Below are 22,577 nucleotides of genomic sequence, written 5' to 3'. Positions count from 1 at the left end.
CGTATGGTGAAGCACTCCGAAGAGACCCCGGAGTATTTCCGGCGAACCGACGGCGAATCCGAGGTCGGAGAGCGGTTCGAAGCGCTCGCGAGTTCGCTCGCCGACGGGGTGTATCAGCTCGACTCGGACGGGCGGTTCGTCGCCGTCAACGACGTTCTGATCGAGATGCTGGACTACGGGCAGAACGGTCTGCTCGGGGAGCGCGTCTCGGTGCTCCTCGACGACGACGGCGCCTCTCACTTCGAGAACGTCGTCGAGACGCTTCGAGAGGGCGGCGGCGCTGTCGCCACGTTGGAGCTGGCCCTCGAAACGGCGCGGGGGGAGAGCGTCCCCTGCGAACTGCAGTGTAGCGCCCTCCGCGCGGACGGCGAGTTTCGCGGGACGGTCGGCGTCGTCCGCGACGCGACGCCCCGACGGGACGCCGCCGACTCCCTCGAACGGTCCGAACGGGCGCGCGCCCGCCTCGTCGAGAACGTGCCCGGCGTCGTCTACCGCTGCCGGAACGAACCGGGGCGGCCGATGGAGTTCCTGAGCGACGAGTGCGCCGAGCTGACGGGCTACGACCCCGAGGAGTTCGTCTCCGGAACGAGACGCTGGGGAGACGACGCGGTCCATCCGGACGACGCCGACCGGGTGCGAGAGGAGATTCGGCGGGGCGTCGAACGCGGCGAGACGTTCACCGTCGAGTACCGCATCCGAACCGCGGACGGCGAGACGCAGTGGGTCGCGGAACGCGGGCGGGCGGTCGAACCGGTCGGCCGCGAGAGCGCCGACGGGGACGCGGACCCGGCCACGCTCGAAGGCGTCGTCACGGACATCACGGAGCGGAAGCGGACCGAACGGGAGCTGCGAGACCGCGAGACCGAGGTCCGTTCGCTCGTGGAGGCCATCGAGGGGTACGCGCTCGTCAGACTCGACGTCGAGGGGTACGTCGAGAGTTGGAACTCGGGGGCCGAACGGCTCGAAGGGTACGACGAAGACGACATCGTCGGCGAACACGTCTCGACGTTCTACACCGACGAGGACGTGGAGGCGGGCGTCCCCCACCGCAACCTCGTCGAGGCGGCCGAAACCAGGTGGACGGAGGACGAGGGGTGGCTCGTCCGCGAGGACGGTTCGAAGTTCTGGGCGAACGTCACCGTCACCGCGATTCGCGACGACGAGGGCGAGCTACAGGGGTTCGCGACGGTCGCGCGCGACATGACCGAACGGCGTCGACGCGAGCGTCAGCTCCGCGAGGAGCGCGACTTGCGGGACCGCGTGTTCGAGACCAGCCCCATCGGTATCGCCGTCTTCGAGCCCGACGGGCGATTGGCCAAGGCGAACGAGCGGATGGCGGAGCTGCTCGACCTCTCGCCCGACGCGTTCGACAGGTATGAGATGGGCGATAGGACATTCTTCGACGGGGATGGCGACCCCCTCCCGTACGAGCGACGCCCCGGCGTGCGGGCCATCGAGACGGGCGAGCCCGTCACGGACCAGCACGTCCAAATCGAGACGCGGGGGGGCGAACGGCGGTGGCTGTCGATAAACGCGACTCCCCTCGGGGGCGACGACGGCGAGCTGAACTACGTCGTCGCGACGGTCACGGACATCACCCGACTCGAAGAGCAGACGCGGCGGCTGAGTCGCCGCCGCGACGAGCTGGAGTCGGAGCTCGCGGACGTGTTCGACCGCGTGACGGACGCGTTCTACGCGCTGGACGAGGAGTGGCGGTTCACGCACGTCAACGACCGGGCGGAGGAGATGCTCGAACGCGACGCGTCCGAACTGCTCGGCGCGCGCATCTGGGACGAGTTCGAACACGCCGCCAACTCGCCCTTCCGGGCGGAGTACGAGCGCGCGATGGAGCGACAGGAGTCGGTAACCTTCGAACACTACTCGACGTCGGTCGGGACGTGGTTCGAGGTGCGCGCGTACCCCTCGGAGACGGGACTCTCCGTCTACTTTCAGGATATCGGCGACCGGAAGGAGCGCCAACACGAGTTAGAGGAGTACGAGACCATCGTCGAGACGGTGGGCGACGGGGTCTACGTCCTCGACGAGGAGGGGCGGTTCCGTCGGATGAACGACGCCTGCGCCGAGATGACCGGGTACGACCGCGAGAAGCTCGAAGGCTCGCACTACTCGCTCATCGTCGGCGAGGACGTGACCGAACGCCTCGAGGAGTTCGAGGACGCGATAGCGGACGGCGAGGAGGAGAGCGGTCGGATGGAGTTCGAGATGCGGCGGCGAGACGGGAGCGCCCTCCCCGTCGAGAGCACGTTCACGCCCCTCGTGAGCGACGGCGAGTTCCGCGGGACGGTCGGCGTCGTCCGCGACATCTCGGAGCGAAAGGAGAGACAGCGAGAGCTCGAACGGTACGAGCAACTGGTCGAGACGGTGTGGGACGGCCTCTACGCCCTCGACCCCGACGGCCAGATCGTCCTCGCCAACGAGGCGATATGCGAACTCACCGGGTACGACCGCGACGAGTTGTTGGGCGAGCACCCGACGCTCGTCAACAGCGTGGAGGTGAACCGAGCGGCGAACGAACTCCAAGCGGAGATGCTGTCCGGCGGCGAGACGGAGGGAACCCTCCAGTTCGACGTGATGCGGAAGGACGGCGGGACGGTCCCAGTCGAGGCCCGGTTCGGCCCCTACGAGTACGACGACGGGGTGTACGGCCGTTGCGGCGTCGTCCGCGACGTGACGGAGCGAAAGCAGTTCGAGGAGACGCTGACCGCACTCCACGAGTCCTCGCGCGCCTTCCTGAACGCCGTCTCCGACGACGACGTGAGCGAGATAATCATCGACGCGGCGACGGACGTACTCGACCTCTCGGGCGTCGTCGTCTACCGGTACGACGAGGCGGAGGACCACCTCGTCGCGGACGCCAAGTCGGTGAAGGCGGGCATCAGTCGCCACGAGTTCCCGCCGGTGGCCGAGAGGGACGAGAGCCTCATCGGCCACATCTTCACGACGGACGAGGCGAAGTACTACGACGACATCCGCGAGTCGCCGACGCTGCAGGTGGACAGATCGGTGACGAGAGTCCGGAGCGGGTTCGGCGTCCCGATGGGCGACTACGGCGTCCTCGCCGTCGGGTCCACCGAGTCCGACGTCCTCGACGAACAGACGCGGGAACTCGTCGAAGTGCTCGCGGCGAACGCGGAGGCGGCGTACGCCCGGGTCGAACACGAGAGCGAACTCCACGAGCGGGTTCGACAACAGAACGTCGTGGCCGAACTCGGCCAGCGTGCGCTCTCCGAACGCGACATAGACGCTCTCGCGCAGCACGTGGCCGAGACGGTCGCTGAGACGCTCGATATGGACTACTGCGGCGTCCTCGACCTGCAACCGGACGGGGAGAGTCTGCTCCTCAGGGGCGGCGTCGGGTGGAGCGAGGAAGCCGTCGGCTCCGCGCTGACGAGGGCCGACGAGAATCGCCAAGCGGGCTACACGCTCCGCTCCGCCGACCCCGTCATCGTGGACGACTTCGACGACGAGACGCGATTCGACAACCCCGTTCTCACGGAGCGCGGAATCAAGAGCGGGATGACCGTCGTCGTCGGTCCGCGGGACGACCCGTGGGGGATTCTCGGCGTCCACGACGCGGAGAGGCGGATGTTCACGCAGCGAGACGCGAGCTTCCTGCAGAGCGTCGCGTACGTCCTCGCGGCCGCGATAGATCGCCGAACGTACGAACGGGAGTTGGTCGACCAGCGGGCGGAACTGCAGAAGCGCGAACGGACCCTGCGCAACGCCTACGAGATAATCGCGGACCCCGACCTCTCGTTCGACGAACGAATCGAGGACCTCTTGGGCGTCGTCCGGGAGGCGTTGGGAACCGACTACGCGACGCTCTCGCGGGTGCGGGAGGAGAAGTACATCTTCGATGCGGTGGACGTTCCCGAGGGTGTCGACCTCCGGGCGGGCGAGTCGGTGCCGGTGGCGGAACTCCCCAACTGCAAGCACGTCGTAGACAGCGCACGGACGCTCGCCGTGCGGAGCGTCGCGGAGGAAGCGCCGGAACTCGCCGACGAGACGTTGGGCGTCGAGAACTACCTCGGCGCGCCGGTGTTCGTCGACGGGGAGGTGTACGGCACGTTCTGCTTCTACGGCACGGAGGAGCGAACCGAGGCGTTCACCGACTGGGAGGTGACGTTCGTCGACATCCTCAGCAACTGGGTGGGCAACGAACTCGAACGGCAACGTAACACCGACCGCCTCACGGCGCTGAACAGCCTCAACGCGGTCGTCCGGGAGACGACGGAGGCGGTCATCGAACAGTCCACCCGCGAGGAGATAGAAAAGACCGTCTGCGAGGCCCTCGCGGAGTCGGAGTCATACGAGTTCGCGTGGGTCGGGGCCGTCGCGCGCGGGAGCGACGAGGTGTACGTCCGACAGGAGGCGGGCGTCGAGAACTACCTCGAAGGGACGAGCATCTCGGTCGACGAGGACCGCCCGTCGAGTCGCGGACCGACGGGGCGGGCGTTCCGGACGCAGGAGATTCAGGTCGCCCGGAACGTGCTGAAAAACTCCGAGTACGAGGAGTGGCGGTCGAACGCCGAGACGTACGGCTACCAGTCGTCGGCGTCGATCCCCATCGTCCACGAGGGCGTCGTCTACGGAACGCTGAACGTGTACGCGGCGCGCCCCGACGCGTTCGCCGACGAGGAACAGGTGGTCATCGGTCAACTCGGCGAAATCGTCGGCCACGCCATCGCCGCCGTCGAACGCAAGCGCGCCCTGACCAGCGACCAGATAATCGAGGTGGACTTCGAGATACCCGACGTGTTCTCGGAGTTGAACATCCCGGCCGCGACGGACGGGGACATCGTGCTCGAACAGGCGGTTCCGACCGACGACGACTACCTCGTCTACGGGACGGCCGACGAGGGCGGCGTCGAAACCATCGAGGCCATCGTCGAGAGCGTCCCCCATTGGACGTCAGTCCGCGTCGTCGGCGAGGACGTCGGGCGGGTGCGGTTCGAGGCCCGACTGGAGGAACCGCCGGTGCTGATGGCGATGGCGTCGCTCGGCGGCTACGTCCACCGAGCGGTGATTCGCGACGGCGACTACCAGATGACGGTTCACCTCCCCGTCGGAACCGACGTGCGGGACGCCATCGAACGCGTCCAGTCGGCGTACCCCGCCGCGAGGGTGCGCGCCCAACGGCAGGTAGACCGCACGGAGAGGGGACCCAACCGGATCGTCTCGGCACTCAACGAGGAGTTGACCGACCGACAGCGGAGCGTCCTCGAGTCGGCGTACTTCTCGGGATTCTTCGAGTGGCCCAGAGAGAGCAGCGGTCAGGAGGTGGCGAACTCGCTGGGCATCTCCGCGCCGACGTTCTCCCAGCACATCCGATCGGCCGAAAACAAGATATTCGCGGCCCTCTTCGAGCGGTCCGGGCCGGTCCACTGACCTCTCCTAAACACTTTGGTGATAGCCTTAACCCCCCGTAGTAACTCTCTACGCACACGATGAGTGGCACAACCGAGTCCCCCCGCGCGACGCTCGACCCGCTGACGTTAGACGAGAAGTTCACGCTTTTGGCCGACAGCCAACGACGCACCCTCCTGTTGGTCCTCGGGCGCGTCGGCGAACCCGTCTCCATCGGCGGCCTCGGCGAACGCCTCCTCGCCCGCGAGGACCCGGCGTCCGCGACCGATTCGGCGGCGCTCGACGAACTCGAACTGAGACTCCACCACGTCCACGTCCCGAAGCTCGCCCAACGGGACGTGTTAGAGTACGACCCCGAGTCGGGCATCGTCTCCCGCGGTCCCCGCTTCGACCGCATCTACTCGTGGCTCGTGTCGCACGACGAACGATAATCTCCGGTCGGTTTGCCACTCTGCGGCGCGCGATTTCTCTCGATTCCCCGTTCGATTCTCCTTCGACCGTCCCGAGAGCGCCGCTACTCTCCGTCCCCGGTCAGACCGAGGTCCTCGGCCGCGAGGTCGGTGACGTGACGGATGATCTCCGGGTCGATTCCGGCCACGTCCTCGCCGTCGTGTAACCGGTCGTTGTGTTTCGCTACCGCGTCGGCCACCTCCGGGAGGGGCACGCGGGACGTCGTCTCGCACTCGTCGCAGACGATGGGAACGCGGGGTTCCTCGTCGGAGTCGTTCGACATTACCTCGGCGTTCGCGGGACGGCGGAAAAACGCAATCGGTTCGCGCGAACGGTCCGCGCCCGGGCCAGTGACGTTCTCGAATCCGGAGAATCGCGCTCCACGTTATCTCCGCGGGGCGCGTCTCTCTCGCCGTGAAGACGCTCTCTCGAATCGTCGTCGCCGTCGTCCTCCGACGCGGCGACGGGAAGAACGGGGCGGGATCCGGCGTCAGTCGGTACTGACGAGGGAGACGCCGAACGCCATCACGACGCCGCCGGCGACGAACGCGGGGCCGACGCTCTCTCCGAGGAGCGTCACGCCCAGTATGGTGCCGACGACCGGTTGCGCGAAGAAGAACACCGCGACGACCCCGGCGTCCAGCGACTCCAACCCCTTGTACCACGCGTACCACGCGGCGGCGGTGCTGAAGACGCCGAGGTAGACGACGGCGGCGGCGAGCGTCGGCGTCACCGTCGTCGTCACGGGCGCGTCGAAGACGAACAGTTCCACGGGGACGAAGACGGCGACCATCGGGACGGCGGCGACCGTCGAGTACGTCGCCGCCTCTATCGCCGAGTACCGGCGGACGATGGGCGCGCCGTACACCGTGTAGCCGGCTCACCCGAGGCTCCCGAGGAGGAGGAACGCGACGCCGGCGAGGTTCGACCCGCCGAGCGACGAGAGGTCGTACTGCCCGGCGACGACGACGAGCGTTCCGACGACGGCGAACGCCATCCCGACCGCTCGCCGCCGCGTCAGCGACTCGTCTAAGACGGCGACGCCCAAGAGGAGGGTGAACACGGGCGTCGAGACGGTCAGGAGCGACCCCTGACTCGCGTTCGTGAGGTCCGTGCCGACGAACTGCGCGACCAAGGTGAGGCCGACGAGCGCGCCCAATCCGACGAACTGCCGGCGCTCCGACGCGGAGAACGACCGGTCGGGCCGCGTCAGGCGGACGACGGCGAGGAGCGTCGCCGCCCCCACCGCGAGGCGCAGGAACGTGAGCGTCACCGGCGGGACGGCGGCGAACCCCCACTTGCTCACGACGTACATGCCGCCCCACAGCGACGCCGCGAGCAACGGTCCGGCCGCGGCGGGCGCGAACGCCCCGCCGTCGGCGGCGGACGCCCGTTCGGTCTCCGTCTCGCCCGAGCCCATGCGAACGACGTGCGGACACGGCCGCATTACTGTTCCTCTCCGCGCCCGTCCGCGTTCGCGCCCCCGTAGACGAGTTCATCTCGTTACGAGCGCTACGGTATCCCATGCCCACCGTCCGAACGAACGGCGTCGAGACGTACTACGAGCGACGCGGAGACGGCCCGCCCGTCGTGTTCGTCCACGGCGCTATCCTCGATTCCGCGCAGTGGACGCCGCAGGTGGACGCCCTCGAAGGCGAGTATACGACCGTCGCGTACGACGTTCGCGGCCACGGCCGCACCGGCGGGTCGGCGAGGGAGTCGTACTCCGTCGAACTCCTCGCGGAGGACCTCCGCGCACTCGTCGCCGCCTTGGACCTCGACCGGCCCGTCGTCTGCGGGCTATCGATGGGCGGATGCATCGCGCAGGTGTACGCCGCCGCCCACCCCGACGAGGTGGCCGGGTTGGTGCTCGCCGACACGTTCACGCCGGAACTGTTCGACCGGCGCGAGTGGCTTCAGCGGTCGGCGATGCTCCGGGCCGCCGTCCCGTTCGTCCGACTCGTCGGCTACGAACGGGTCGAACGGGCGATGGTGTGGCTCCACGAGCGGTTCTCGAAGGGGGTCAGCGGCGACTACGAGCGGATAGAGGGGCTCCGGGCCGAGGGGCCGAAGCTGGAGACGGCCGAGTTCGCCAAGGTGGTTCGCGCCGTCGCCACCTTCCACGAGACGGAGGTCGAGTACGCCGCCATCGCCGCCCCGACGCTGGTCCTGTACGGCGAGCGCGAACCGTCGTTCGTCCGGCGGCACGCGGCGAAGATGGAGTCCGAAATCGCGCGCGTCACCGTCCGCGAGGTGCCCGGCGCGGGGCACGTCTCGAACCTCGACGACCCGGCCTTCTTCACCGACGCGGTGCGGGCGTTCCTCGCGGTCATCGACTTCGGCGAGGACGGAACGGCAGCGGGGGCGCGCGCGGGCGCGCCGACGGAGGGGTGACTGCGCGGGACCGGGCGTTCACCGCGGCTCGCGGTCCGTCTCCTCTACCGCGTCCGCGATGCGTTCGGTCGTCTCCGCGTCCGTTCGCTCTACCGCGTCCGCGATTCGTTCGACCGAATCGGCGAGTCGGAGGAAGGCAGAGGTCAGTCGCACTCCGATGACGATGGCGACGGCGAGGAAGACGAGGGAGAACCACAGCAGAATCTGTCCGGCGATGACGACGGAGTAGGCGAACGAGACGACGAGGGCGACGGCGATTGCGACTTTCGCGGCCGAGGAGAGCTCTCGGCCGAGGAGGGCGTTCGACATATTCGAGGTAGTCGCGCGATACCTATCTAAACGCTACGACAGTCTCTTGTCGTGGAATTAACACTCAGACTTAATGAGGGTGCCGAGGAAGGCGTAGGCGTGAAACTCCGGACCGACCGGCGCGGCGTCAGCGAGGCTATCAGTTTCGTCCTCATCTTCTCGCTCATCGTGACGTCCGTCGGCCTCGTGTACGCGGTCGGGGCGCAGGAACTGACGGACGTGCGGGACTACGAACGGTTGAACAACGCCGAACGGGCGTTCGACGTGTTCGCGGACAACGTCGAGGACGTGAGCCAACGCGGCGCGCCCAGTCGCGGGACGGAGATCAAACTCGCCGACGCGTCGCTTCGCACCGAGGGGGAGGCGCAGGTCAACGTGACGGGCGACTACCGGACGGGGGTGAGCGACTCCCGCGACTTCTCCACCGGGAACATAACCCTCTCACCGCTCACCTTCGAGGCGGGCGGAACCGGCCGCATCCGGTACATCGGCGGCGCGGTCATCCGCGACGACGGCGCGGTGGGGAACGGGCGGATGGTTCGCCCGCCGGCCAACGTCCTCGACGAGGACCGGACGGTGCTCACGGTGGTCCAACTCGAACCGCGCGGGTCGCCGGTCGTCGCGGGGTCGCAGACGGTCCGCATCCGAACCGAGCAGTCCGTCCGCGACGTTCTCGTCGCGGAGTCCGGGACGTACGACGAGGTGACGGTGAACGTCACGTCGCAGTACGCGCCCGTCTGGGGCGAGTACTTCGAGTCCGAGGGGTTCTCCTGTGAACTGGACGGCGACGACCCGAACCGCGTCTCCTGTACGAAGACGGACGTGCGGCGACTCCACCTCGTCTACGTGAAACTCACGACTACGTTCGAGTGAGGCGGGGTCCGAGGCGGACGGAGAGGAAAGGGGAATCGGGGTCCGAACTCAGCGGAACTGGACGCTGACGTTGTTCTCGGTCACGTGGAGGTAGGTGATGTACCGCGATCCGGTGGAGGTGTCGTAGTAGAGCGCGCCGGACGACCCGCTTCCGTCCACGTGGGCGGTACCGCTGGACCCGCCGCCGTGGTACACCTTCAGTTTGAAGTCCGACCCCATCGCCGTGAGGTAGTGACGCGAGAGGTTGCCGACCGTCTCGGTGCTCCCGTCGGCGGTGTGCGTCTTGTTCTCGCCGTCGTACCCGGAGTGGTTGAACGACACCGAGTCCGCACTCGGTTCGTCCCACGCGAGGCCCGTCTTCGACGGGAGCGACGTGTCGTTGGTCATCTCCAGAGAGGTGTCGTCCGTGAGGTAGTCCGCGACGATGCGCGTGTCCTTGCCGTCGCACTCCAAGCGAATCGGACCGCTGTCGGCGGGGATGCCGTCGTTCACCCACACGTGCTTCGGCTTGCCGTCGTTCGGGTCGTCGTAGAGGACCCACATCGTGAGCGTGTCGCTGCTCTTTACGCCGCAGTTCCCGCGGTCTTTGTCCACGCGGAGGAGCACCTCGTACTTGCGGCCCTCCTTCTCGGCGTAGAAGGAGAACTTCATGTTGTTGAACGACCCGCCCGACTGCGCGATGTCCACGTCGAACTGGTCCACCGAGTGGCCGGGCGCTTTCCCGCGAACCTCGACGCCGTCGTCCTTCGCGGGGAGCGCGAAGTTCCCGACCTCTCCGACCGTCTCCAAGACGACGGTGGCCGTCCGCGTCGAGTGGTCGACGGTGACGTTCCCGGTCGTCCGTTCGCGGAAGTAGTCGGCCCACCCCCGGTAGTAGGCGCTCTGCACCTCGACCGAGACGGTCCCGTTTCTGACGGGGTTGTGGTAGCGGAGCGACCCGTGCTCGTACGTCGAACTCCGGTTCGGATAGACGCGGAGCGTCTCGCTCTCGCGCTTCACGAACGCGCTCGACGGCCCGCCGGAGGCGTCCGCCGACGTGACGCGGATGACGGGTAACGTGAGCGTCGCGGCGCGGTAGTGGAACTCCGGCGGCGACACCATCACCGTGCCGTTGTCCGTGTGCCGCCAGACGCCGCCGCCCTGATACGCGACGACGGTGTCGCCGTTCGTGTACGTCACCTCGCCGAGCGACCGGTTGTACAGTTCCTCGGTGTACGTCCCGGTGTAGTTCCTGTGTCTGACGACTATCCGACCGGTGTCCGGCGACGCCGCGTACGTTCCCCCGGAGGCGCGGCCGAGCGTCACGGACTGGCCGCCGGTCTCTCCGAGGCCGACCATCGCCGTCCGCGCGTCGAACAGCGTCATCGCGTGTTCCGCCCGACTGAGTTCCGTCGTCCGCGCCGTCCCGTCGATGGCCGTCGACCCGAGCGCGACGGTCAGTCCGGCGGCGGTGACGGTCATCCCCACGAGGAGGACGACGGCGATGGTGGACGACTGCGCGCGGTCCATCTCAGGCCACCTCCGCGGGCGTTTCCGGGCGTTCGACGCCGCCGGAGGCGGGCCTCCGGTCGATTCGGCTCTCGGGCATGGTGTCTCTGTGATTCACGGGTACTCTCTCCGTTCGGTCCGACGCCGCCGGGCGGACGAGGCCGACGGCCGCCGCCTCGCGGTCGAGCGAGTTACTGGGGTCGTCCGGCGACAGCGACTCCGTCGTCGTCACCAACTCCCGGTCGCCGTCGCCGTCGGCGTCGCGGACGACGACGACGAGCGAACCGCCGGGCACCGTCCGCGGGGCCGCCTCGTGCGTCGTCGGGAGCGTCACCGACGCGGAGACGCCGTCTGCGGTGTCCGTGAGGGTGACGACGGTCCGGTTCGGTTCGCCGGCCGGCGTCGGTTCGTTCGACACCTCCACGTGGTACGCGTTCCCGGCGACGCGCGTCGGGAGGTCCGCGGCGACGCGCACGGTGCTCCCGTCGTCTCCCGCCGCCGTGCGGTCGGCGTCGGCGATGCTCGCGGCCACCTGCTCGGCGAGCGTCGAGAGTTCCTCGCGGACGACCTGTTCCCGCTCGTTCTCGACGAACTGCCCGCCCGCGAACAGGAGTCCGGAGACGAGCATGGCCGTGATGGTGAGGGTGAGGACGTAGCCGATGGCCGTCGAGACGGCGCGGTCCGTTCCCCCGACGGCGGCGAGCGACGGCCCCCGGCGGTCGCTCGGCTCACGCATCGGGGACCACCGTCACGTTCGACTGGTAGTACGTGGAGGACGTTCGGTACGTCAGTTCGAGTTCGACGCCGTACAGCGCGTAGGTCCGGTAGGGCGTACTGCCCGCAGAGTCGGCGAAGTCCTCGTCGTACTCGACGTACGGCGTGTCCGTCACGAGCGAGTACGTCCCCGCGGCGGCGTCGCCGTTCTCGTACCGGAGCGTGAACGGGTCGGCGGCGTCGTCTTCGAAGGTGAGCGCTTCGCAGTCCGCCCCGCCGACGGTGCCGTTCGAGAAGTCCACCGTCGCGTCGCCGCCCGTCGCGGCGGTGCAGGTGTCGCGGTGCGTCCCCGACGGTCCGAACACGGAGACGACGACGTTCGTCCCGTCGGTGCCGACGAAGGCCGTGTACCGCTCGTCCGCGGCAGTTTCGAGTGTCACGTTGAACACGCCCGCCGAATCGAGGACGGACGCGTCGGTCGGGTCGAGGCCCCCCACGTAGGTCAGCGTCGATCGGTTGACGGTCATCGAGAAGTCGCGGTACGCGCCGATACCCTCGGCGACCGACCAGTTCTCGGCCCCCGACTCGTTCACGAACGACCGGCCGAAGTCGTCCTGTCGGAGTCGCGTCCCGTTGGTCCGTGAGACGACGCGCGCCTCCGTCGCGGAACTCGCGACGGCGCGGTGCCGACTCGTCGCGGCGTCCCAGTCGCGCATCGCCGCGCCGAACGTGGTCTCCAGTTCGGAGTAGTCGGCGTCGTGGTCGGCGTTCACCCGTCGGAGCGACTCGCGGGCGGCGTCGGTCGCGGCGGTGCGGTACTCTGCGACGGCGTCGGAGTTACCGCCGACGGACCGGGTGGCGAGGTTGCCCGTGTAGATGACGGTGTTCAGGAGTAACGCCAGCGAGACGAAAAGCACCGCCAGCGCCAACGCGGCGACGAGCATCAGCTGTCCCCTGTCGTCGCGGCGGCGTCCGCGGGCGGACTTCCCGCCCCGTCGGGCGTCGGTCGGCGGCCGCCGCGGCCTCACATCCGCCACGCGACCACCTCCACTTCCACGACGTTGTACAGCGGAGAGTCCGGCGACGCGTCGGGCGCGTAGAACTCCGTCGTCTCCGAGACGGTGGTCCCCGTCGGGTTCCGGTCCGCGTCGAGGAGTTCGTCGTCGTCGTAGAGGGTGACGGTGCGCGTCGCCACCGACGCGTGGTCGCTCGGTTGCCCGAGGTAGACCATCCGGATCCGCCGCCGTTCGTCGCTCCGCGTGTAGTAGACGTTCACGTTGAACGCGATGCCTCTATCCGCGAGCGTCTCGTTCAGCACCGTCCCGAACGGCGTCGGCGGCCCGCCGAGGGGGTAGCCGTCGCTCGTCGCGCCGTGCCAGTCGGACCCCGAGGCGTTCCAGTGGAGCGTCGTCGGCTTCAGCGTCCCGTTGGCCGCCTCCGACGCGAGGATGCCGTCGGCGATGGACGCCTGCTGGTTCTCGATGTGCTGACTCGACGTACTGCCGGTCAGCGGCGTCACCGCCGTCACCTGAAGCGCGAAGAGGAGGCTCGAAAGCAGGAGGATGCCCGCGGCGAGGGCCTCCAAGGTGTGCGCTTGGGCGCGTCTGTCGGTCATCTCACCACACCCTCACGTACAGGAAGTAGGTCGTCCCGTTCAGGCGGACGGCGCGGCGGGCCGTCGTCACCGACCGATCGTCGGGGACGGCGTCTCCCGCGGCCAGCGTCGTTCCGCCGAGGGAGGCGATGTCGCCGCCGCGGTTCCTGACGGTGACGTTCGCGTTCGTTCCCGAGTCGAGCGCGAACACCCCGTCCGGAGCGTCCGCGCTAGCGTCGAACCGGCAGTCGGTCGAACCGCCGCTTCCGTCGAAGAACTCGACGGTGCAGTCGTCGTTGAGGACGTACGGCTCCGCGGGGTCACCGAGGAGGTCCGTCGAGAGCGACGTGGCGAGTCTGTCCGCCACTTGGGTTCCGCTCTCGGTTCGCTCGAACGGCTCGAAGATGCCGGGGACGAACGCGACGACGAACGCGACCACGAGGAGGAACAGTCCGACGCCGATGGCGAAGTCGAGCGTCATCTGCGCCCGGTCGGCGCGCGTCACCCCACCACCACCCACACCGCCAGCGCGATAGTCTGGAGTATCACGACGAACTTCACCCCGGAGACGAGCTGCGCGCTTCGGATGTAGCCGCTTATGAACCCCGAGAGCGCCGCCTGCAGGGTGACCGCGTGGAAGAACAGCACCGACAGCAGGTTGATGTCCACGCTCCCGCCGAAACTCGCGCCCTGTTGTGCGGCCGCGCCGCCGCCTCCGCCACCCGTCTGCGACGACAGGCCGGCCATCACGTCGAGGAACTGCGTCTTCAGGATGGCCATCACCGCGAGCAGGGTGAGGTACGTCATGAGGATGATCGCCACCTGCATCCGCGTCCGGGAGATGCGCTCCCGTTCGATGTCGTCCTGATTCTCGGAGGCCTGCGCCGCCGTCGTCAGCACGTCCGTGATCTGGCTGGACGCCTCCTGGGCCTTCGAGATGAGTTTGACCGTCCGGGCGAGGCGCGGGATGTGGTACTTGTTGTTGAACTCGACCATGGCGCTCCGGAGGCTCATCCCGTAGTTCACCTTCGCGTGCATGATATCGAACTCGTCCGCGAGTTTGCCCGAGGAGGTGTCGGAAACCGTCTTGATGGACTCAAGTAAGGTCTGGCCGGTGTCGTTCGCGCTGGAGAGTTTCCGGAGGTTGTCCGAGAGTTTGCCGACGACGGCCTTCCGCGACCGGACGTTCCACTCGTAGAAGAACGCCAGCGGGATGCCGACGAGGTAGACGGGGATGTACCACCAGACGAACGTCCCCCAGACGGGTTGCTCCAACATCCCCTCCCACGTCATGGGCGCGCCGCCGCCCGAGGCGGTGACGGCGACGAACATCAGCGCCGCCGGGACGGTGACGACGAGGGAGTACAGCGGGTTGTCGCGGAAGAAGACGTGCGGTTGCCGGAGCAGTTCCCGCGTCTTGTACGTCCCCTCCCGACTGCGGATGCGGTCGAAGACGCCGAAGTCGCCGACGAAACTCTCGACTAACCCCATGTGGAGGAGGCCCTCGCGGTGTTGTTGCTGCAGGCGTTCGCTCCCGCCGGACGGTCGGAGGTAGCCGTCGCCGGGTTCGTCCTGCTTCACCGTCGAGACGAGGACGAGAAAGCCCACGCCGGTGAGCGGAATCAGGCCGTAGACGGTGGCGTACAGGAGCGACTCCTGCGCCTGATTCAGCATGCTCATGATGACGAGGATAATGATGAGCAGAAGCGGGAACAGAGACAGCGTCATGTACATCTCGCCGAACAGTTCCAGCGTCTCCAGTATCGTCTCCTGCTCCTGTTTCGCCGTCCGGAGGTGCTTCTCCTTCTTGTCGTCTAAGAACTGCTCCATGTTCCCGCCGGAGTTGACGATGGAGAGCATGTCCGTCAGGAACTGCGAGAGGTCGTCCGACGGCGTAATCATCGCCTGCTCCCGGATGGCGTTCCGGTAGTCGGTGCCGAAGTACTCCGTCTCCTGGACGATGCTCTGGAACTCGCAGGCGACTTCGCCGTAGGTGTCCTCGGCGCGGCCCATCGCCTCCAGAATCTCCAGTTGGTTCAACCCGCCCACGGAGAGGGCGTACATGAACGACACCGCGTCGGGCAGCAGCATGTTTATCTCGCGCTCCCGGGACGACGCCGTCGAGTAGGGCATCGCCACGAGGGTGCCGAACCCGAGTCCGAAGCCGACGCTCCCGAAGACGACGCCGGAGACGACGACGCCCGCCGGCATCGTGAGCGACTTCAGGAACTGCGCCGTGGACTCGTTCCCCACGGGGATGCCGAGACTCAGCGAGTCCGCCGAGACGATGCCGAACGCGAACAGCGAGTAGCCGAGCAGCGACCCGACGACCCACAGAAGCAGGCCGACGAGGGTGCCGACGGCGAGGGCGTTCGAGAGGTACAGTTCCACCGTCGCCGGCATCCGCGCCTGTTGGAGCTTCGTCTCCACGTCGGCCACGAAGTCGCCGTCCCCGTCGAACAGCAGTTGGAACAGCGGGTAGAACGCGTCGCCGAGGGCGTCCGTGCTCCGGTCGAGGCCGCCGGACTCCGACGTCTTCGAGTCGAGACTCACGCGTCAGTCCCCCTCGCCGGTCGCTTCGCCCGACGCGTCGGCGTCGTCCGTACGGTCGTCTGTCTCGGGTTCGACGCCCTCGAACTCCCCGAAGCCCCACCCGTCGGCCTCTTCGTCCAACTCGACGACGTCCACCTCTTGGTTGAGGATGTCCTCGATGCCGAACTCGTCGTCCTCTGTCCACGCGCGGTCCGACGCGTCGTCGGGGGCGTTCGCATCGTCCGTGCCGTCTGCGTCGTTCGTGGCGTCCGTGTCGTCCGTGCCGTCCGCGTCGTGCGAACCGTCCGCCTCCGCCGACGCGCCGCCCGCCTCCGCCGCGGGTTCGTCCGCGTCGCCTGCGCTGTCTGCGTCCTCTACGCCGTCGGCACCGTCCGCGCCGTCGTCCCCCGCCTCGGCCGACTCGGAGGGGTCGTCGCCGGCGTCCAACGCGGGCGTCGAGTCGCCCTCGAGCTCCGAGGGTTCGTCGGCACCCTCGTCCAGTCCGGAGGGGCCGTCCGCGCCCTCGTCCAGTCCCGGCGGTCCGTCGCCGCCCTCGTCGAGTTCGGGGTCGGTCGTCCGTTCGTCCAACGCGTCGAGTTCGTGCCGCTCGCCGCCGGTGTCGGCGGTCACGTCGGGTTGGTCTCTGAGGTGAGTCAGGGCGTCCGCGACGTCACCGGGGTCCTGCCCGCGGAAGTCCGGGAACAGTTCCTCCTCGGCCCGCCGGAGAATCCGCTCGCAGAGGTCGAGTATCTCCTCGGTCGGATCCGGTCGCGGGACCATCTCCTCTTTCTCGGGGTCGACGTTGATCTGGACCGACTCCATCTCGCGGAGGTCTTCGAGGCTCCGTTCGAGCTCGTCGTTCGCCATCAGCGCGAGGATGGTCTCGGGGTCGTTGATGTACGCCTGCAGCGTCGCGGCCACCTGCGTGTACGTGTTCAAGCCGTGTTTGATGAGGTACGCGAGGACGACCTGCCGCTTGAACAACTGCAGTTCGAGCGTCTCTTGACTCCACCCGCGGTCGAACTTTATCTCCTCTAAGGTGTTCGAAGAGCCCATCTTGAGGTACTCGTCGGTCTCGGCCTGCCACTGGAACACGTCCTGAACGTTTATCTCGTCGTTCTCGGGGTCGTAGTGGTTTATCTCGGTGAGCGACTTGTTCCGCCGGACTTTGTTCCCTTGCACGCGCGTGGAGGTCTGAATCGACACCAGGTCGAGGGCCGTGAACATCGTCTTCGAGACGTTGATGGGCTCGGTGGTGAAGCGCTTCAGCACCTCGCCGACGCTGTCGGCGTGGAACGTCGTGTACGTCGTGTGCCCGGTGGACATGACCTGAAACAGCGTCCGCCCCTCCTCGCCCCGGATCTCGCCCATCACGATGTAGTCCGGCCGTTGCCGGAGTGCGGCTTCGAGCAGGTCGAACTCGTCGACGTCGCCCTTGTCGTCGTCGCTGAACGACGGCCGGGTGACGGAGGCGATCCAGTTTCGCTGCGGCAGTTCGACCTCGCGGGTGTCCTCGATGGAGACGATCTTCGAGTTCGACGGGATGAAGAGCGACACCGCGTTCAGCGAGGTGGTCTTCCCGGAGGCGGTGCCGCCGGCGAAGATGAGGCTCTTGTTGTTCTCGATGCAGAGCCACAGGAACGCCATCTCGTCAAGGGAGAAGGTGTTCCAGTTGATGAGGTCGATGGGGGTGAACGGGACGTCCTTGAACTGCCGGATGGTGTAGTTCGTCCCGTGGTCGGACACCTCCCGTCCGAGCGTCAACTGCGCGCGGGACCCGTCGGGGAGGGTGGCGTCCACCTGCGGGCGTCGCTTCGAGATGCCCTTCCCGGAGCGCTGGGCGAGTTTGACGACGAAGTCGTCGAGTTCCGTCTCGCCGTGGTAGACGTTCGAGATTATCTGCTCGTAGTCCGAGTGGTAGACGAACACCGGCGAGTTGTAGCCGTCGCAGGAGATGTCCTCGACGTTGATGTCGTGTTTGATGCCGTCGATTCGCTCGTAGCCGATGAAGTCCCGGCGGAGGAAGTACAGCAGCTTCTCGACCTGATACTCCGTCAGCGTCTCGGCGTCGTCCGCCAGCACGGCGGACTCGGGCCGGGCGGCGATGCCGTCGAGGGAGGGCGACTCCGCGGCGGGCGGTGTGGCGAACAGGCCGTCGAGACGCCCGCCGAACGCGCCCTCGTTCAGTCCGAGGCGGCGGGCGAACGACCCCAGCGAGGAGTCCTTCGCCCCGGCGTCGGGCGTCGAGTCGGCGTCCGCGCCGCCGGCGTCGATGCCGAACCGGGAGAGAAGCGCCTTCATCGCGCCCTCGCCGGGCTCCTCGGCGTCGTCCGTCTCCGCCGGGTCGGGAGCCAGAGAGAGCGAGTCGGAGTAGCCGTCGTCCGGCCGTTCGTACACGTCGTACCGGTCCAACAGGTCGAGGGCCTGCCGTTCGATGACGCGGCGGCGGGTGCCCTCGCCGACGCCGACGGAACTCTCGTCGTCGTACTTGATGGCCGTCCGGAGTTTCCCGGTGAGGAACTCCGTCAGGTCGGCTTCGATGCGGTTCTGGTACGGTTCGATCTGGTAGTACTTCTTCTCGTTCTCCTTTATCGATTGGAAGATGATGATGAAGGAGTGGGGCTTGTTCACCCAGTAGCGCTCCACCTCGCGGAAGTGCGTCTTCTTCTCCATCGGCACGGCCTTCTCCAGGTCGTACCGGTTGACGACGGTGGTCGCGCCGCGTTCGTCCGAGAAGAAGGCGTCCTCGTCGAGGTCCTCGTTGACGTCGACGGTGCGTTCGTCGATAATCTCCGCGAGTTCGTCGGCGCGTTGGTTCCCGCGCGAGTGCGTTCTCGGTGTACTCGGGGTCGAACCCGAGTGCATCTTCGGCGTCGAAGCGGACGATGTCCCCCTCCTCGTCGCGGGGACGACTGCCGTCGTCCTCGTAGTAGTACTCGCGCTTGTAGTGTTCCCACATCCAGACGTCCTTGACGACCGGCGTGGTCTCGGGGTCGCAGAACGCCTCGAACTCGGCTTGGATGCGCTTCGCCTCCGCGGCGGACTCGGAGACGTTCTCCTCCGTCTCGACCGCGTGGAAGTCGAGGTACTCCTCGGAATCGACGCTGACCTCGTCCCAGTCCTCGCGCGTCGGCGTCGAGGGTTCAACCGGTTCCTCCTCGGAGTCGTCCCACCGCGAACTCGCCGGTTCGTCCGGCAGGTCCCGCGGGTCCACGCCGCCGTACAACGACTCGACGTCGCCCGGTTCCCCGTACTCATCGAGGAAGTGCGCCCACGTGTACTCTCCAACCGCAACTCTCGGTCCGTCGGCCGCATCCCCGTCCGACGCCGGGTTGGTCGCCGCCTCGTTCGGCGGCGCCCCCGGAGCAACTTCCCCCTCCAGAGCCGACCGCCCCGAGTCGGCCCCCCTCTCCAACGCGTCGAGGTTCGACCCGTCGTCGTCAGAATCGGACTGACGAACGGGGGTCATCTCGACGTCGTCGTCGCTAGCCATTGTTCTCCGGTGGACACCCCCTATCAAAAAGACTTCTGGAGATTTAACAAGTCGTTCAGTCTGAAATCTAACAGTATACTACATGAACCAGACATGTAACATCTATATTGCAGATAGAATTAATCCGTGAAAGGAACCGAACGTCCGGATAAAGCCGATAGCGCCATTCTCGACGTTCCAAACGTATGTGTTGCTTAAACGTCACTTGACCGGCATCGGTCGGCGACGTAATCGGTGGTTAAGCCGCGGCGCGCGCGCCGCGTCGGACTGACATGTAGTCAGAAAAACATAGTTACGAATCCCGTGCTATCAGATAAATTGGACGTATCTCTCGACGGTGTCGGAGAACGCAAACAGTAACCATACCTCGTCGTCCGTACGGTCCGGAGTATGTACTCGGCCAGCCAAATCCGGTACGGACTAGAGAACCCGCAGGTCGGCCTCCGAGAACTCAATCGACGCTTCTGGGACCGGGCAGGCCGACGAGCGTACAATCCGGACGGTACGGACATCTTCGAGGAAGACTGGGACAACCTCCTCATCCTCGACGGATGCCGGTACGACTACTTCGCCGAGGCGGTTTCGGAGTACGAAATCGACGGTGAACTGGAGTCGCGGACCTCCCGCGGGTCGGCGACGAAGGAGTTCCTCCGCGGCAACTTCCACGGGCGCGACCTACGCGACACCGTCTACGTCACCGCCTCGACGATGCTGTATCAGGAGAACGTCTTCCGAGATGGGGTGGACGTGAACCTGCACGCGACGGTGGACGTCTGGGAGGAGGGCATCGACTTCGGCGAAGACGGCGTCCACCCCTCTACCGTCGCCGACGCGGCGCGGGAGGCGGCCGAGAAGTACCCGAAGAAGCGACTCGTCGTTCACTTCGTCCAACCGCACGCGCCGTACATCGGCACTCGGGGCCGGGAACTGTTCCCCGACTTAGCGCCGAATCCGCTGTCCGAACAGTTCCGCGGCGTCCGCGACGTTCCCGACGAGTACTTCGAGACGGTGTACCGCGAGAACCTCGAACTCGCCCTCGACGAGGTCGTCCCCCTCCTGCGGGACCTGCGGGGGCGGAGCGTCGTCACCGCGGACCACGGGATGTTGCTCGGCGAACGGGAGCGTCCGATTCCGATTCGGAGTTACGGTCACCCGAGTCGGCTCTACGTCGAGGAGATGGTGGAGGTTCCGTGGTTCGTCCACGACACGGGCGACCGGAAGGACATCGTCGCGGGGGACGCGCAGGGCGGATACGAGCGAAAGCGCGACGACGAACTCGACGAACGGGCTCGCGAACACCTGCGGTCCATGGGCTACCTCTAGTTCTCGACGGCCGAGGCGCGCGGTGGGGTGCGTACGGGGTCCGATCGCTTATCGACGGCTACGGTTCGCGGCGCGAGTCGAAGAGGACCGGAAAACGGGAAAATCGGGGAGGCGGCGGCGTCAGTCGTCGGACTGTGCTTCGGCGGACTCTCCACCGTCGGCCGCGGCGGGTGCGGCGTCTGCCGCCGTCTCGGCGCCCGCGTCGGTCGGGGCGGACGCCGCTTGCACCTCGAACTGTTCGAGGAGCGAGTGCAACCGTTCGGCCCTGTCGGCGAGCGATTGGACGCTGGTCGATACCTCCGTCAGCGACGACGTCTGTTCCTCGGAGGCGGCGGAGACGTTCTGCGCCTCGGCGGTCGTCTGAGCGCTCACGCCCGCGACGTCCTCTTTGACCGATTCTTGGCTGTCCGTGTAGGCGTACGCCGAGATGCTCCCCATCACCAGCAGAACGACTACGATACCCGTGAGAAACGTGAGTGCGTAGCTCCTCCGAATCCGCTTCGGAAGCAACTCCCGTAACGATGGCATGAGTTGAAATTATAAACGAGTGCTATATTCTTGGCGCCCCAATTATCAAGATCTGTCATTGGTCCGGGGGCTGTCGGTTCGCTCGCCGCGTTCGCGTCTCGGCGGCTGGGAGCGTAAACGAGAACGTCGACCCCTCGCCGGGTTCCGACTCGACCCAGATCTCGCCGCCGTGACGTTCGACGATTCGCTGACAGAGCGCCAACCCGATGCCGGTACCGGAGTACTCCTCTCGGGTGTGGAGTCGCTGGAAAATCTCGAAGATGCGCTCCTGTTCGTCCGGGTCGATGCCGATTCCCTCGTCTCGAACGGAGACTCTCACCTCCGAGTCCCCGTCCTTCCGAGCGGAGATGGACACTTTCGGGGGTGCGTCACCGCTGTACTCGAGAGCGTTACTCACCAGGTTCTGGAGCAGTTGGCGCAGTTGGTCGGGGTCCCCCTCGACGGAGTGTAACTCGCCCACTTCTACGGTGGCGTCGCTCTCGCTGATCCGCATTTCGAGGTGCTTCTGAACGTCGGTGAGCACCTCGCGCAGGTCGACCTGTTGGAACGTCTCCTCCTCCGTCCCGAGGCGGGACAGTTTGAGTAACCCCTCGATCATCTCGTGCATCCGTTCCGCGCCGTCGACGGCGTACTCGAGGAACTCCTCGCCGTCCTCGTCCAGTTTCTCGCCGTACCGGTCCTCGATGAGCGTGAGGTAGTTCGTGACCATGCGCAACGGCTCTTGGAGGTCGTGGGAGACGACGTAGGCGAACTGCTCTAAGCGCTCGTTGGATTCCCCGAGTTTGCGGTTCGACTCTTCGAGTCGGTCCACCGTCTTCTGGAGTTTCGCCTTCGTTCGCTCCAGTTCTTCGTTACGCGACTCGACGGTGAGAGCGCGCGTCTTCGCCAACGCATCGCGACTCCCGACGCCGAAGCCGGCGACGGTACCGAACGCCGTGAGGACGAGGAAGCCTCGAACCGGGTCGCTGATGCTCTCGGCGGGTTCGAACTGATAGAGGGCGAGGCTGGCGAGCATCAGCCCGAATCCGCCGAGACACCAGTACGCGATGGTCGGATAGAACTGGGGGTCGATGTCGGTACGCGGGAGCCGATATCCGCCGTAGAGGAGTACGACCCCCGGGACGGTGACGTACAGCGAGACGACTAAGATGTTCGACACCGCCCTCCCTTGGAGGAGTTCCACGACCGCCAATCCCACTCCGAGTACGAGGTGGAACCCGCCGAACGCGACGACGGCACCTCTCCCCTCGGCCGGAGACACGGCGTTCGCCCGAGATGTCATCACCCAGAATGGGGGCCAAGTCCATTTCAACTTTCATACCGGAGCGCGGCCGAGAGCGACGTATCCACTGCCGCTGTCGTCAGGAACAGAGGTTCAAGACAGAACGATGTGAGTCATAAGAGCGAGGGAACACTCAGAGAACGGGGCTTTGTGAGTATCAAGTGAGCAACTCTACCGGATTTCTGCTCAAATGAGAACGATAGGTAGAG

Annotated in this window: 15 protein-coding genes and 2 pseudogenes; 5 read left to right on the top strand and 12 right to left on the bottom strand. The window is 66.7% G+C overall.

Features of this window, described 5'->3' with window-relative positions; translation table 11 throughout:
* Positions 1-3: 3 nt before the first annotated feature.
* Entirely contained in the window at positions 4-5,409 is a 5,406-nt protein-coding gene (locus tag ACFQEV_RS13385) for a PAS domain S-box protein (RefSeq protein ID WP_379696888.1), read from the top strand.
* A gap of 59 nt (positions 5,410-5,468) precedes the next feature.
* Positions 5,469-5,819, top strand: a complete 351-nt coding sequence (locus tag ACFQEV_RS13380) for a DUF7344 domain-containing protein (RefSeq protein WP_379696885.1) — start codon at positions 5,469-5,471, stop codon at positions 5,817-5,819.
* Between the two features lie 83 nt (positions 5,820-5,902).
* On the opposite strand, the gene ACFQEV_RS13375 is transcribed toward ACFQEV_RS13380, so the two are convergent.
* Together ACFQEV_RS13375 and ACFQEV_RS13370 are read right to left on the bottom strand one after the other, a co-directional pair.
* Entirely contained in the window at positions 5,903-6,121 is a 219-nt protein-coding gene (locus ACFQEV_RS13375; protein ID WP_379696883.1) for a hypothetical protein, read from the bottom strand.
* Positions 6,122-6,328: 207 nt separating this feature from the next.
* Positions 6,329-7,258: pseudogene (locus ACFQEV_RS13370) on the bottom strand (DMT family transporter).
* 104 nt (positions 7,259-7,362) lie between these two features.
* Between ACFQEV_RS13370 and ACFQEV_RS13365 the strand changes: the two are divergent.
* Entirely contained in the window at positions 7,363-8,232 is an 870-nt protein-coding gene (locus tag ACFQEV_RS13365; RefSeq protein WP_379696881.1) for an alpha/beta fold hydrolase, read from the top strand.
* An 18-nt stretch (positions 8,233-8,250) separates the two neighbouring features.
* Here the strand turns inward: ACFQEV_RS13365 and ACFQEV_RS13360 are convergent, their stop codons facing one another.
* Complete coding sequence (locus ACFQEV_RS13360; protein ID WP_379696878.1) at positions 8,251-8,541, bottom strand: DUF8066 domain-containing protein; 291 nt, start codon at positions 8,539-8,541, stop codon at positions 8,251-8,253.
* A 99-nt stretch (positions 8,542-8,640) separates the two neighbouring features.
* Here ACFQEV_RS13360 and ACFQEV_RS13355 point away from each other — a divergent pair, with 99 nt between their 5' ends.
* A complete protein-coding gene (locus ACFQEV_RS13355) occupies positions 8,641-9,414 on the top strand; it encodes a DUF7289 family protein (RefSeq protein ID WP_379696876.1) in 774 nt (257 codons plus the stop codon).
* A 48-nt stretch (positions 9,415-9,462) separates the two neighbouring features.
* On the opposite strand, the gene ACFQEV_RS13350 is transcribed toward ACFQEV_RS13355, so the two are convergent.
* The 7 genes and pseudogenes from ACFQEV_RS13350 to ACFQEV_RS13320 form a co-directional block, all read right to left on the bottom strand.
* Positions 9,463-10,923 carry a DUF7289 family protein gene (locus ACFQEV_RS13350; RefSeq protein ID WP_379696874.1) on the bottom strand — a complete coding sequence of 487 codons (1,461 nt, stop codon included), beginning with the start codon at positions 10,921-10,923 and terminating at the stop codon, positions 9,463-9,465.
* Between the two features lies 1 nt (position 10,924).
* The gene (locus tag ACFQEV_RS13345) at positions 10,925-11,638 is read right to left on the bottom strand and encodes a DUF7266 family protein (RefSeq protein WP_379696871.1); all 714 of its coding nucleotides are present in this window, start codon (positions 11,636-11,638) and stop codon (positions 10,925-10,927) included.
* Positions 11,631-12,653: a DUF7261 family protein gene (locus ACFQEV_RS13340; RefSeq protein ID WP_379696869.1), complete on the bottom strand. Its 1,023-nt coding sequence runs from the start codon at positions 12,651-12,653 to the stop codon at positions 11,631-11,633. Before ACFQEV_RS13340 ends, ACFQEV_RS13345 begins: the two co-directional genes overlap by 8 nt.
* Positions 12,641-13,231 carry a DUF7288 family protein gene (locus ACFQEV_RS13335; protein ID WP_379696866.1) on the bottom strand — a complete coding sequence of 197 codons (591 nt, stop codon included), beginning with the start codon at positions 13,229-13,231 and terminating at the stop codon, positions 12,641-12,643. The genes ACFQEV_RS13340 and ACFQEV_RS13335 overlap by 13 nt, the downstream gene beginning before the upstream one ends.
* Position 13,232: 1 nt before the next feature.
* On the bottom strand, positions 13,233-13,715 hold the full coding sequence (locus ACFQEV_RS13330) for a DUF7287 family protein (RefSeq protein WP_379696863.1): 483 nt from the start codon (positions 13,713-13,715) through the stop codon (positions 13,233-13,235).
* The gene (locus ACFQEV_RS13325) at positions 13,712-15,763 is read right to left on the bottom strand and encodes a type II secretion system F family protein (protein WP_379696860.1); all 2,052 of its coding nucleotides are present in this window, start codon (positions 15,761-15,763) and stop codon (positions 13,712-13,714) included. Before ACFQEV_RS13325 ends, ACFQEV_RS13330 begins: the two co-directional genes overlap by 4 nt.
* Before the next feature lie 3 nt (positions 15,764-15,766).
* Positions 15,767-19,235: pseudogene (locus ACFQEV_RS13320) on the bottom strand (type II/IV secretion system ATPase subunit).
* A gap of 390 nt (positions 19,236-19,625) precedes the next feature.
* Between ACFQEV_RS13320 and ACFQEV_RS13315 the strand changes: the two are divergent.
* Entirely contained in the window at positions 19,626-20,558 is a 933-nt protein-coding gene (locus ACFQEV_RS13315; RefSeq protein WP_379696857.1) for an alkaline phosphatase family protein, read from the top strand.
* A 120-nt stretch (positions 20,559-20,678) separates the two neighbouring features.
* On the opposite strand, the gene ACFQEV_RS13310 is transcribed toward ACFQEV_RS13315, so the two are convergent.
* Complete coding sequence (locus ACFQEV_RS13310; RefSeq protein ID WP_379696854.1) at positions 20,679-21,086, bottom strand: hypothetical protein; 408 nt, start codon at positions 21,084-21,086, stop codon at positions 20,679-20,681.
* A 55-nt stretch (positions 21,087-21,141) separates the two neighbouring features.
* A complete protein-coding gene (locus tag ACFQEV_RS13305; RefSeq protein ID WP_379696851.1) occupies positions 21,142-22,368 on the bottom strand; it encodes a sensor histidine kinase in 1,227 nt (408 codons plus the stop codon).
* Between the last annotated feature and the right edge of the window lie 209 nt (positions 22,369-22,577).

Origin of the sequence: Halopelagius fulvigenes (assembly GCF_042662625.1) — an archaeon.
Classification (GTDB): domain Archaea; phylum Halobacteriota; class Halobacteria; order Halobacteriales; family Haloferacaceae; genus Halopelagius; species Halopelagius fulvigenes.
Note: the sequence above shows the minus strand (reverse complement) of the source record. Positions and strands in the feature narration are given on the sequence as shown.

Coding starts and splice junctions, on each gene's coding strand:
- ACFQEV_RS13375 (WP_379696883.1), bottom strand. CDS start 6,121: ATGTCGAACGACTCCGACGAGGAACCCCGCGTTCCCATCGTCTGCGAC.
- ACFQEV_RS13360 (WP_379696878.1), bottom strand. CDS start 8,541: ATGTCGAACGCCCTCCTCGGCCGAGAGCTCTCCTCGGCCGCGAAAGTC.
- ACFQEV_RS13315 (WP_379696857.1), top strand. CDS start 19,626: ATGTACTCGGCCAGCCAAATCCGGTACGGACTAGAGAACCCGCAGGTC.
- ACFQEV_RS13380 (WP_379696885.1), top strand. CDS start 5,469: ATGAGTGGCACAACCGAGTCCCCCCGCGCGACGCTCGACCCGCTGACG.
- ACFQEV_RS13350 (WP_379696874.1), bottom strand. CDS start 10,923: ATGGACCGCGCGCAGTCGTCCACCATCGCCGTCGTCCTCCTCGTGGGG.
- ACFQEV_RS13305 (WP_379696851.1), bottom strand. CDS start 22,368: ATGACATCTCGGGCGAACGCCGTGTCTCCGGCCGAGGGGAGAGGTGCC.
- ACFQEV_RS13310 (WP_379696854.1), bottom strand. CDS start 21,086: ATGCCATCGTTACGGGAGTTGCTTCCGAAGCGGATTCGGAGGAGCTAC.
- ACFQEV_RS13385 (WP_379696888.1), top strand. CDS start 4: ATGGTGAAGCACTCCGAAGAGACCCCGGAGTATTTCCGGCGAACCGAC.
- ACFQEV_RS13335 (WP_379696866.1), bottom strand. CDS start 13,231: ATGACCGACAGACGCGCCCAAGCGCACACCTTGGAGGCCCTCGCCGCG.
- ACFQEV_RS13345 (WP_379696871.1), bottom strand. CDS start 11,638: ATGCGTGAGCCGAGCGACCGCCGGGGGCCGTCGCTCGCCGCCGTCGGG.
- ACFQEV_RS13365 (WP_379696881.1), top strand. CDS start 7,363: ATGCCCACCGTCCGAACGAACGGCGTCGAGACGTACTACGAGCGACGC.